We start from the raw sequence: 12,173 nt of genomic DNA on the forward strand, positions 1-12,173 counted from the left end.
GCCGCCGTGTTTCAAAGTCCGGTCCAGTTCGCCACGATGGCACCGCCCAGCGCAGCCTGGTAGTTCGGTGTGAAGCTTGTCTGGCCGAGCGGCGGTGGCGAGAAGCTCGCCATCGCCTCGACCAGGAGATGCACCTGCCGCGCCAGCAAGGCCTGCCCGTCGTCGGTACGGATTTCCTCGACCTGGAACTGCGCGCCGCGGTACCAGTTCGCTATCACCGCCGTGTCCGTGGTGCCGATCACGCTCAGCGCGAGGTCGTCGCCGATGCGCTGAAACCAGAGCTGGTCGGGTGCCACGTCCGGCCCCAGCTGAAGCACGTCGCGGTTTCCTGCCGTCGCATCGTTCTCCTCTACTCGATCGGTGCCCCAGCCGCGGCCCCACACGTAGCTGTCGTTACCCGCGCCGCCAGTGAGCACGTTCCGCGCGCTGTTGCCGGTCAGCACGTTGTCCAGCGCATTGCCGGTGCCGTTGCGGCCGGGGGCGGTTCCGGTGAGGGTGAGGTTCTCCACGTGGTCGGGCAGCACGTAGCTGACGGACGCCATCACCGTGTCCATGCCTTCGCTCGCCTGCTCGACCACTACGTCAGCGGCGTGGTCCACCCAGTACAGGTCATCTCCGGCGCCCCCGGCCATCAGGTCGGCGCCAGCGGCTCCGTCCAGCACGTTGTCGGCGCCGTTGCCGATCAGCTCGTTGCCCATGGCGTTGCCGGTCGCAGCGGTGGCCGCCGCACCGGTCAGGGTGAGGGCCTCGACGTGGTCGGGCAGCACGTACGAAATCGCGGACAGAACACGGTCGAAGCCGGAGAACGACGCTTCCCAGACGATGTCTCCCGGGTCGTCCACCACGAAGGTGTCGTTGCCGTAGCCACCGCCCATTCGATCCGCCCCCCGCCCGCCGTCCAGCAGGTTGTTTCCCTCCGGATCGCTCAACACGTCATCACCGTCGCCGCCGAAGAGCTGGTCGTCGTACCAGCCTCCGGTGAGGACATCATTCCCGGCCAGTCCATGCAGGCTGCTGCCCATGTCGGTCGAGGCGGCCAATTCGTCATCGCCATCGGTCCCTCGGATGGTGCTCAGAATGTCCTGCACGGCGCCACGATCCCAAGCCGTTCCGTCCGCGAAGCGGATCACCTCCACTTGCCCTCGATCGCGGTCGGGCGCAAGGAAGTTGATCAGCGTCAGCGAATCGTCGCTGCCGACACGCGTCAGGAGCAGGTCCCATGGATGCTCGGGCGCGCGCTGGACGTGGATGTCTGCGGCACGAATCGACGCGTCGAACTCGACCGCGTCCCACGCCGCGTCGTCATTGAGATCCCAGCCCCAGGCCTGCCTTTGCGCGTCGTCGATCACATCGCGCCCCCAGCCGGCGCTGAAGCGGTAGGTGTCCGCGCCGCGGCCGCCCACGAGCATGTCGTCACCGGTCCCTCCGACCAATTCATCGTCGCCACTTCCGCCGAGCAGGGTATCGCTCCCCTCGCCACCAGCGAGATGGTCGGCACCGGACTGCCCGACCAGGAAGTCGTCTCCAGCGCCGCCCACAAGCGCGGATCCGGCGAAGCCGGCAACAAGGAAGTCACTTCGCGCCACGTCGTCGTTCGGCTCCTGGCGGCTCAGCGCCGCGCGAACAGCGTCCCGCATCAGCGCGGTACCGTCGCCCAGGATGACCGCATCGACGCCTGACCGGATGTCCGAGCTGCCGGCTTCGAAGTAATCGGCGACGGTGACGCTGTCCGCACCGCCGCGGATGCTGACCTGCAGCGCATCGCCCACTCGCTCGAAGCGCAGGCTGCTCGCGTCCGTTTCGGCCGCCAGAACGATGCGCGAGCGGACTTGTCGGTCCCACGCCCATTCCTCTTCGGAGCGCCTGACGGACCACGCCTCGATCCGGTCATGCCCCCCTCCCGGAGCGAGCGCGACGCTGAACCGCCCCTCCGAGGCGTCGATGCGGTCGTCACCGGCGCCTCCGTCCACGGTGGCGAAGCGGGTCCGGTCGAGGACGATGCGATCGTCACCCCGGCCTCCTTCGATCAGGTCGAAGCCCCCATAGCTGTAGATGAGGTCGTTTCCGTCACCGCCCTCCAGCCGATCGGCCGCCGTGCCGGCAATCTCATGGAATGCAGCGCGGTCCTTGTTGATGTTGTAGAGGACGTCGTCGCCCGCCAGTCCCTGGATGTGGTTGCTGCCCAGGCTTCCCGCCAGGGTGTTGTTTCCGTCGTCACCGACAAGATCGACATCGCCCGCATGCTGTCCCAGGCGCAGGGACTCGACGTGTTGCCATTGCGAGAGACTGAGCTGCGCCACACCGAGCAGGCCCTGCGTTCCGATGACGACCGTATCGCTGCCGCCGCCCTCCCGTTCGACCACCGAGTCGCCTTCTCCAAGAATGTAGGTGTCGTCACCGTCCGCGCCGGCAAGCACGTTCGCGGCGGCGTTGTTGCTGCCGTCCAGCACGTTGGCGCCTTCGTTGCCGCGTCCTTCGATGGCCCGGCTGCCCGTCAAGGTCAGCTTGTCGATGTTGGCGCCCAGTGTGTACGACACGCTACTCTGGACTTCGCTGCTGAACCCGTCGCTGCGCCTGAGCGGTTCGATCACCACATCACCGACGCTGTCCACGATGTAGATCAGGTTGGCCGTGCGCATGGCCGCGCTGCCGATCAGCGTGTCGTTCCCAGCACCGCCATCGATCACGATCGTCGGCTCTTCATAAGTGTTGGCGCTGCCCGACAGGTCGATGATGTTGTCCAGCGCGTTGCCGAGGTAGCTGAAGCTTTCGCCGAAGACACCCATGCTGTAGTTCTGGCGATGTACCACTAGGTTCTCGACCTCGCTCGGCAAGCGCAGGGAAAAGGAGTTCGTAACGAGCGTGTCGCGTCCCTCGCCAGGGTTTTCGAAGACGGCGATCTCGCGTGCAGCACCGAACAGCCAGATGTTCGTGCCCGCCCCCACCCAGTCGATGTAGGTGTCGTCGCCCTTGCCGCCGTGGTACTCGTCCTCGCCGCCACTGGATTCCCAGGTCCGGTCGGTGCCGCGCAGGACATTCGGCCCATCGTTGCCCCGCAGCACGTTATTGCCGCTGTTGCCCGTGCCGTCCGCGGCAAGCGTGCCCACGAGGGTCAGGTTCTCCACGTTGGCGGGCAGCGTATAGGAGACGCTGCTGTACACGGAGTCGATGCCGCCACCTGGGGATTCGGCGATCGTGTCCCGCGCGTTGTCCACGCTGTACATGTCATCCCCCTCGGTTCCGACCAGCGCATCGACGGCGCCGGTGAGCGCTGCGCCGGCTCGGGCGGCGATCTCGTCGTAGTTCCAGGCGCTGCCGTCGGCGAAGCGAATGCCTGTGAAGCTGCGTCCGGCAGGCGTGCTCCGGAAGAACTCGTCCACCCACAGCCGCGCGCCGGTTTCGGGCACCCACAGGACCAAGGAGTCGTTGCTTGCCATGGTTCCGCTCCCCGTCTGGCCGGTGCGCAGCAACTGCAGCGTGGCGGGGGTGATGTCCGGCTTCAGTGCGATGAGGTTGCCGCTCCCGCTTCTGTCCACGACGTGGTCGGCGCCATCGTACGCGCCGAAGACGTAGGTATCCTCGCCGAGCCCTCCTTCCAGCAGGTCCGCTCCAGCCCCTCCAGCCAGGGTGTCGGCTGCATTGCCACCGTGTAGTTCGTCGCGTCCCGCGCCGCCGGTGATCACGTTGGGCTGGTCGGCGTAGCCCCAGAGGGTGTTGCCCTGGCGCGCGTCACCCGTCGTCCCCATCTGCTGCAGCATGGCCGCTGTCCATGTCACGTCGGGCGTACTCTCGAAATGCAGCTGCGCGATGGGCGCGGGCGCGCCGGTGCCGTATGCGGACTGGCCCTCCAGACGGACTTGGCGCCCCCAAAGGTCGGTGAGAACGATCACGGCGCCTGCAGGCTCATGGGACACGCGCAGCTCGCCCGGCCGCACCGTGCCACGGATGAACACCTGGTCACCCCCGTCGGCGTTCGCGACGATGGTTTGCATCGCCCGGTCGAAGCCCACGATGTAGCGGTCCAGGCCGCCGCCGCCCACCATGATTCCTCCATCCACAAGGATGTCGTCACCCGGGCCGCCGTGCAGGTAATCGCCGTGCGCCAGCGTGTCCGCACCGGCGCCCCCGTACAGCCGGTTGATGCCGTTTCCGCTCAAGTGGTCATCGCCCTCCCACCCATGCACGGCGTAGGCTTGCGAATCGACGAGAGTGTCGGGCCCCGCAGTGCCGTCGATCACGGTGTTCCAGTCGGGGGCCTGCATCAAGGAAATGCGCGCCAGCAACTCGAACTGCGACCAGACCACGCCGGGTGCGGCTTCGAACTCCACGCGGTAACTTTGCGCGTAGCGGTACGGGGCGTCGGCCAAGGCATAGAGGCCCTCCAGCTTCAGCTCTCTCAGGATGCCAGCGACTTCCCAGCGTAGCATCAGGTCCTCACCGGTGCGGCTCACCCGCAAGGCTTCGGGGGTCACGCCGTCGGGAAGGCGCAGGGTCTTGATCTGCCCGGCCACCGGCGCTGCGTTGCGCAACACTTGGTAGAACGTCGCCGCGCTGATCTGCCACCGGTCATTTCCACTGCCCAGGTTCACCGACCAGCCCCCGACCAAGGTGTCGTTGCCGGCACCCCCGGCGAGCACGTCCTCGGCATCCCCGAGCAGCAGATCGTCACCATCCCCACCGTCGAGGCGATCCATCCCGGCGCCCCCTTCCAGGCGGTCATTTCCCGCGCCGCCGATCAGGACATCCTGGCCGCCCAGGCCGTGCAAGCCATCGGCCCCGGAGGTACCGGTGAGGTGATCATCTTCTTCAGAGCCGACGATCGTGTTCAGGACGCTGCGGATGTCGAACACATCCGAAGCCGCATTGCCGCTCGGGTCGCTGGCGGTCACGCGCACGCCCAGGCTGGTCGCCTCGGGCGCCATGCCGCTGAAAGTGCGCGTCGCTGCATCGAACTGGAGCCACGCGGGCAAGGCGTTGCCGTCGGCCAGCGTGGCGCTGTAGCTCAGGGCATCGTCGGCATTGAGGTCGCTGAAGGCATCGGCCGGCACGGTATGGCTGAAGCGCACACCGACCCCCACCGACCGATTTACAAGGGGCTTGTCCAGGGTGGGTGCATGGTTCGGTTCGATGCGCAGCATGAGCGCCGTGCTGGCCATGGCAGCGTCGTTGTCGGCGGCGTGGACCTGCAGGGCCAGCGCGCTGCCGGTGCCCGCCGGCGCCTGGCCGGTCAGGATCCGTGTCGCGGCGTCGAAGGACAACCACTCGGGCAGCGGCGAGCCATCGTCCAGGCTCACGCGCAAGGCGAGCGCATCTCCGCTGTCCGGATCGCTGAATGCGTGCGCCGGCACCGTGTAGCTGAAGGCGGCCCCCTGCTGGACCCGCGCGTCCGCCAGCGCCTGTACAGCCACCGGTGGACGGTTGGGTGGCGCCACGTTCAGGGTCATCAGCGCGCCGGTGGAAGCGCCGTACCTGTCCGTGGCCCAGAGCGCCAGGCTCATCGTGCCGACCGCCAGCTCCCCCGGCACGCCGCTGAAAGTCCGGCTCGCCGGATCGAAGCCGAGCCACGATGGCAAAGGTGAACCATCGGGCAGCGTGGCGGAGTAGCTCACTTCGTCCCCGAGGTCCGGATCGACAAACGCGCCGGCAGGCAGCTGGTGGACGAACGCCCTACCCGCGCGTGCCGACAGCCCGGGCAGGGGGGCCAGCTGCGCGGGGGCCCGGTTCTGCGCCGCTCGCATGACCTGCGCGTCGATCGCGGACTGGTCCCAGCTCTCGCCATCGTCGAAGGCGATGCGGTCGATCCGCCGGTCGTGCACCTCCTCGCCACGGACTTCCTCGGCCGCGAAATGGCCGCTGACCGTCACCGTGTCCTCGGTGCCGCGAAGCTGCAGCAGGAGATCGTCATCGATGCGGCGGGCCACCACCTCGTGCGCCGCGACGCCCGGGCCGAAGCGCAAAGTGTCCAGCGCCTGCGGCCGCGCCGGGTCCGCAGTGCTGCGAAGAAAGTCGAGGTTGCGGATGAAGTCGCTGCCGTCGCCGCGTGCGAACTCGTACACATCGGCGCCGGCCCCGCCGATCAGCACGTCCGCACCTTCGCCGCCGATCAACCAGTCGTCACCTTCACCCCCGATGAGCACATCGTCACCGCCTCCGCCCGAGAGGTAGTCGTCACCCGCGCCTCCATCCAGCAAGTCCGCCCCGTGGAACGCCAAGGCCAGCACGCCCAACTCGTCGTCGCCGCGCAGCGTGTCATTGCCGGCCCCGCCCAGAAGGATGTCGTCGGCGCCGCCTCCGACCAGCAGATCGTCCCCCTCGTCCCCGTCGAGAAAGTCCCTGCCGTGGAAGCGCCCCGCCAGCAAGGCACTGCTCTCGTCACCCCACAAAGCATCATGGCCCGTGCCGCCCAGCAGCACGTCGCTGCCGCCGCCACCGAACAACTTGTCGGCGCCCTCGTCGCCGGCCAGATGATCATCGCCCCAGGCGGCCGTGGCATCGGCCAGTGCGGCCGCATGTTCCACCTGCAAGTCCCCGCGCAGCACGTCGTCGCCCGCACCGCCGCGCAGGGTGTCGTTGCCGCCGCCACCCTCGATGTAGTCGCTGCCGTCTTCCCCATCCAGGTAATCGGCCCCGTGGTACGCGATGTCCAGGAAGCCGGCCTCCCCGGGCGCATCGCTGCCGTCGCCGAATAGGAGGTCGTCACCGCTTCCGCCGAACAGGTCGTCGCCGGCGCCGCCGCCGACCATCGCGTCATCGCCCGCGCCGCCGTCGAGGAAGTCCCGGCCATGGAACGAGCCCGCGACCGAGTTCAGGAAGCCTGGGCGAATGGTGCCGTCGCCAAAAAGGACGTCGTCCCCGTCCTCCCCTTCGAGGATGTCCTCACCGGCCAGGCCGTCGAGCGCGTCCCGTCCGGCGCCCCCCTTGATGCGGTCGTCGCCCCAGCTTCCCATGACCCGGTCATCGCCGGCACCCGCGTCGATCACGTCGTGCTGTGCATCCGTGCGGCCCTGGCCGATGCCGTCCCACAAGACCAGATCGGAGCCGTCGAGCGCGGGATAGGCGCCCCAGGCGAGTCCGGTGTGCAGGACTCGCGCCCCGCCCGGCTGGCCCCAGTCCAGCCAACGGTCGTTCGGCCCCAGCAGCTGCCGGCCGCTGGCGATGTCCATGCTGCTGGCGATGTAGTCGTCACCGTCTCCACCGCGGATCAGGTCGTCGCCGCCTCCCCCGGCGATCATGTCGTCGCCCGCGCCCCCGTCGATCACATCGTTCCCTGCGCCCCCTTGCACCAGGTCATTGCCCTCGCCCGCGTGGATGGTGTCGTTGCCCGCGCTGCCGTACAGGGTGTTGTCCGTGATCAGCACCCCGCCACCGGCCACCAGGTTCCCCTGCCCATCCCGCACGAACATCAGCTCGCCGCGCTCCACCACGGTGGTGGTGGAGCCATCCTCGCGCGTGCGCGTGAGGGCCGCGCCTTCGTTCACGACGGCCAGCGCGAGGTAGTCCCCCGCGATGACGCCCTGCTGTTCGCCGCCGTCCCGCAGGGTCAGCGTGAGGCTGTTGCTCTCCACCGCATCGCCGCCGTGGTGGTAGGTGACCACCAGCTCCAGCACCTGCTCGCCCTCGAAGGACTGGCTGCTCACGATGGAGAAGGCCCGGTCCGTCTGCCCCGGCGCCAGCGCGATGTCCACCGGCTGCGAGAGGTCCAGCGTCTGCGCGCCGGTGACCAGCTGCAGCAGGCCGGCCGCGCCGCTTCGCACGCTGATGGTGATGCGGTCTCCCGCCCAGGCGGCCACGTTGCCGAACCAGCGCAGCGCCGTGCCACCGAGTTCTGCCAGGGTGCCGGCCACGGGCGCGGGCTGCGCATCGGCTCCGGCCGCGAAGGGATTGCCGGCCGCATGGGCCACGATGGCCGAGCGCGCCGGGCGCGAGAGCTGCAGGCCCAGGAAGCCCTCGCCGGCCGCGCGCGCCAGGTCGAAGTCCTCGATGGTGATGTCGCCGCCCCCGAGCGGCCCGCCCGTGACGGTGAGCGTGACCCGTTGGCTGCCGGTGTCGTTGAAGCGGTAGCGCACCCCCTGCGCATCGACCCAGCTGGCCTGGTTGGTGGGGGTGATGGCGTAGCGGGCGCCCTCCCCCGTCAGCCGCACGCCGCCCACCACGATCTCGCCGCGCCCGTCGCTGTCCACGATGCGGTCGCTGCCCTGGTCGGCCGCGAAGACGTAGCGATCCCGGCCTTCGCCCCCGTCGAGCCGGTCGGATCCCGCGCCTCCGAGCAGCGTGTCGTCACCAGCGCCGGCCGTGAGCACGTCGTTGCCGCTGTTGCCCTCCAGCCAGTCGGCGCCTCCGAGGCCGAGGAGGGTGTCGTTGCCGTCGCCTCCGAAGATGCGATCGTTCGCCGCCCCGCCGCTCAACTCCGCGTCACCTCTGCCGGTGCCGAACACGACTCGCGAAGCCGCCGCCAATGGCGCCGTGCCAAGCATCTGGACCTGCTGGCGGTTGGCACGGTCGTCGAAGAAATAGTTGTCCGGGCCGCGCAGGTCGCGCACCGTGCGCACCCCATGGAGGGCCGCCGCCTCTTCCGTCCGAGCCATGCCTTGCGCAATGACGAAATCAGCACGCGCCTGCAGGTAGGTGTCGCTGAAGTGCAGAGAGGCCGGGTCCTTGCCCTGCTCGATGGCACTGCGATCCGAAAGCCAGCGCTCATAGTCCGTGCGGTGCAGCGCATAGAGCTGCAGGGCCGCGGCGGACGTGGGCGACTGATCGTTCAGCCGAATGGAAACCGGAAGACCGAACTGCAACGACAACACTGCGCCGAAGTCGTTGCGGGCGTCCACGACGGTAGGCGAACTCGCGGTGATGCGGATGCCCCCGGGACTGCGGTCGGTGATGGCGGCTATTCGGCCTGCGTAGGCGATGAGTTGCTGGTCGGTGGCGCTGTCGACGAGCGAGGGCGCGGCTGGAGTAAAGACGCGGCCCAGCGAATTGAGCAAGGCCACCGTCTCCCGCCCGTCACGGGCCGAGCCGGCGACGTCGAACAGGCGGCCGAGGTCGGCAAGCTGGATGCTGTTGTCGATGCGGTGCAGCAGCAGGGTGGTGAAGACCGCGCCGGCGGGATCGAGGCGGGCGGCGCCGGGGCCGAAGGTGGTGCTCTCAAAAGCTCGCCACAGTCCCTCGGGGAGGTAGGAGCCGAGCCAGTCGAAGAACGGTCGGGTGGTGTGGGGGTGAATTAATGGGGCGGCGGCCGACGCAAGCACTGCGCCGGTTCCTCCAGCAAGCATCACTGCAGCGGCACTCGCACCGAACATGGCACCGCCGGCGGCCACGGCGGCTCCAACACATGCCCCAAGCGCGATTGAAAGCACAGCCTCGCCAGCTGCATTTCCATCCCCATCAATGATCGCGTCCGCGATGGAGTAGATATCGAAAGCTGGGCCGACAACGCGGCCAACGCGCAACAAGCCCTCGTTCACCGAAGTCTGGAAAGCGGCGACCCGCTCAGCCGCAGAGAGTGACTCGTCTGCAAGCTGGAGTGCGGTCCGGGCCATATTGTTGGCAGCCTCCCGCCACACGCCTTCAGCTACAACGTCTGACGTGGCAATCGCGGCTTCACGAAAGGCCACCGCCGAAGCAATGGCGCCTTGATACTGACCTCGTAGAGCTGCCAGTCTTTCCGCGGCATCTCGACCACTGGACTCGAGCGATTCAACAACGCCATTAGCGAAGCTCGCAGACCAACTACTCAGATTCTTCAGCACCCCAGCAAGCTGCTCGTAGCTTTGTCGCTGCGTATCGGATTCAACGCTCATAGAGCCTCCCTAACATGAAGTGCGTGCGTTCGATTGACTACTCTTGTGCAGAGATGCGCCACTAGCAGAAGCTGCAGGAAGAGCATCGGCGCACCGATCAGAATCTGGTTTATTGCCGTAACAACGCCAATGGTCCCAGAGGATGCCAGTTGGAGAATAAAGTAAGCCCTGCCCTTACTAACTGGATCAACTATGGGGAGCGACCAGGCGAGCGCAATCAATAACCCTACCAATGCGTAAATATAGGCAAGACACAAGAAGCGACGAGAGCTGCGCTCAAAACTTCTGGTGCAGCCACCCCACCTGCGCAGGGCTTGGATATAGAGGAGCAGGCATGCAATGGCAACCAGCGCCGACATGCCAACGAACGTCTGAGCAAAAATCGGGTCACTGGCGCGATTCGTTAGTCGACCGGCATTAGGAATCCATTCGACGATCGGCCACATCCAAGAATGTAGCCAGCCCAGCCTATCCCCATTCGGCAACAGTGCGCCAATCAGCGCCGTGCCGACGGCATGGCCAAGATAGGTCTTTGCAAGTGAGGGCTCTTTGTAAGTGCTGCCACTCATGCGCACCTCTGCTCATAACCATGCTCATAAAAAGCATCGTTGGCTTCTGCGGGCGAGAGCGCACCAACATCCCGGCTCCCGAACCCATCCCGCATAAACATCAGCTCGCCGCGCTCCACCACGGTGGTGGTGGAGCCATCCTCGCGCGTGCGCGTGAAGGCCGCGCCCTCGTTCACGACCGCCAGCGCGAGGTAGTCCCCCGCGATGACGCCCTGCTGTTCGCCGCCGTCCCGCAGGGTCAGTGTGAGGCTGTTGCTCTCCACCGCCTCGCCGCCGTGGTGGTAGGTGACCACCAGCTCCAGCACCGGCTCGCCCTCGAAGGCCTGGCTGCTCACGATGGAGAAGGCCCGGTCCGTCTGCCCCGGCGCCAGCGCGATGTCCACCGGCTGCGAGAGGTCCAGCGTCTGCGCGCCCGTGACCAGCTGCAGCAGGCCGGCCGCGCCGCGTCGCACGCTGATCGGAAAGGTCGCGAGTCGCTGCACAGCAGCAACGCCCTCGTCAGCAAGCTCGGACGCTTCCCTCGCCATCTCATCGGCAGCCTGCCGCCAAACCGCTTCGGCAATGAAATCAGATGATGCAACCGCCATGTCTCTTCGAGAAATCGCAGCCGCAACAGCCACCTGATATTTGGCCTGTATAGCTGCAAGCTGCTTCTCCGCGCTGTTCGCCCCTCCCTCGAAAGTTTCGACTACCCCATTGGCAAAGCTGGCAGACCACCCTGTCAACTTGGACCACACGGTTGCAGATTGCCCGAACGACTGTTGCTTCACGGCGGCGGAATCACTCACAGCTCAACCCTCCTCGGTACACCAACGAAGCTGCGGGAACCCGTGCAGGCATGCGCGATCCATAGCGCCAACAGCATCATGAACGGAAGGCCCACCACCAGCTGATTCATTACCACGACGACGCCAAAATCGCTGGCGGTTGCGCTCTTGAACAAGAAATACGCGCGCCCCTTGCTCGCCGGGCCAACATATGGCACTACCCATAAGATCGCGAGGCAGGTACCGAGCACCACCCACATGTATGAAAGAAACATCACGCGATGCCATGCACTATTAAAAGTTCGAGTGCGGTAACCCCGCGAGCCCATGAAGAAACAATAGAAGCCGAGAATTCCAGTGGAGGCGATTAAAGATAGGCCGATGAAAACCTGCGCAAATACTGGATCTGGCGCATTGACCGTCAGTCGAACGACGTTTGGAATCCAACTTACGATTGGCCAGATGAGTGAATGCATCAAAATTAGGTAATCACCCTTCGGGAGAAGCGCCCCCATCAACGCCGCCCCCACCGTGTGGCCAAGATATGGAATCCCGATTGGGGGATGTTTGTACTCCTGCGAACCCATAGCACCTCCTCCAAATTCTTGAATATCGCATTTCAGTTACTGCATGGTTCGCTGCCTTTGCCTTCGATTAATCATCGTTCTCTTCTGAGCCAATGTTCGACTTTCGACCGCGTTCTACCCAAGCACTCCCGCCCAATTCCGCTTGGATCTGGAACGCAATCACGCGCCGGTGCCCGGTCTCGATCGCTGCTTTCGACCCAAAAGACGGGATCGTTTGCCGCCCCGCCACTCCACCACTCACCGCCTGCGCTGGTGCCGAACACCAGCCGCGATGCCGCCGGCGGCGCCACGTCGTCCGGCCTGGGCACCGTTCGCGCGATGGCGAGATTCGCCCGCGCCTTCAGGCCGAGGTCGTCGAACCGAGTGCTGCTGTCGATAAGGCGCGACAGCAGGGTGGCGAAAACCGGGTCGTGATCAGATGAGTTCATGGCCAGAGGGGCATGCAGGGAC

The 12,173-nt window shown here is 66.4% G+C and carries 5 protein-coding genes; all 5 read right to left on the minus strand.

The window, feature by feature from the left end:
* Positions 1-11: 11 nt before the first annotated feature.
* The 5 genes from EZ242_RS22480 to EZ242_RS20675 all read right to left on the minus strand — a co-directional run bounded on the left by EZ242_RS22480 (position 12) and on the right by EZ242_RS20675 (position 12,151).
* On the minus strand, positions 12-9,800 hold the full coding sequence (locus tag EZ242_RS22480; protein ID WP_276606546.1) for a putative Ig domain-containing protein: 9,789 nt from the start codon (positions 9,798-9,800) through the stop codon (positions 12-14).
* Positions 9,797-10,369: a hypothetical protein gene (locus EZ242_RS20660; protein WP_135287087.1), complete on the minus strand. Its 573-nt coding sequence runs from the start codon at positions 10,367-10,369 to the stop codon at positions 9,797-9,799. The genes EZ242_RS22480 and EZ242_RS20660 overlap by 4 nt, the downstream gene beginning before the upstream one ends.
* Positions 10,366-11,157: a hypothetical protein gene (locus EZ242_RS20665; protein WP_135287088.1), complete on the minus strand. Its 792-nt coding sequence runs from the start codon at positions 11,155-11,157 to the stop codon at positions 10,366-10,368. The genes EZ242_RS20660 and EZ242_RS20665 overlap by 4 nt, the downstream gene beginning before the upstream one ends.
* A complete protein-coding gene (locus EZ242_RS20670; protein ID WP_135287089.1) occupies positions 11,154-11,723 on the minus strand; it encodes a hypothetical protein in 570 nt (189 codons plus the stop codon). The genes EZ242_RS20665 and EZ242_RS20670 overlap by 4 nt, the downstream gene beginning before the upstream one ends.
* Positions 11,724-11,794: 71 nt before the next feature.
* Entirely contained in the window at positions 11,795-12,151 is a 357-nt protein-coding gene (locus tag EZ242_RS20675) for a hypothetical protein (protein ID WP_135287090.1), read from the minus strand.
* Between the last annotated feature and the right edge of the window lie 22 nt (positions 12,152-12,173).

Source organism: Ramlibacter rhizophilus (genome assembly GCF_004681965.1).
Classification (GTDB): Bacteria; Pseudomonadota; Gammaproteobacteria; order Burkholderiales; family Burkholderiaceae_C; genus Ramlibacter; species Ramlibacter rhizophilus.

What these genes read in the sequence shown, in the direction of transcription:
- EZ242_RS20670 (WP_135287089.1), bottom strand. Translation starts at nt 11,723, where the DNA reads ATGGGTTCGCAGGAGTACAAACATCCCCCAATCGGGATTCCATATCTT.
- EZ242_RS20660 (WP_135287087.1), bottom strand. Translation starts at nt 10,369, where the DNA reads ATGAGTGGCAGCACTTACAAAGAGCCCTCACTTGCAAAGACCTATCTT.
- EZ242_RS20675 (WP_135287090.1), bottom strand. Translation starts at nt 12,151, where the DNA reads ATGAACTCATCTGATCACGACCCGGTTTTCGCCACCCTGCTGTCGCGC.
- EZ242_RS22480 (WP_276606546.1), bottom strand. Translation starts at nt 9,800, where the DNA reads ATGAGCGTTGAATCCGATACGCAGCGACAAAGCTACGAGCAGCTTGCT.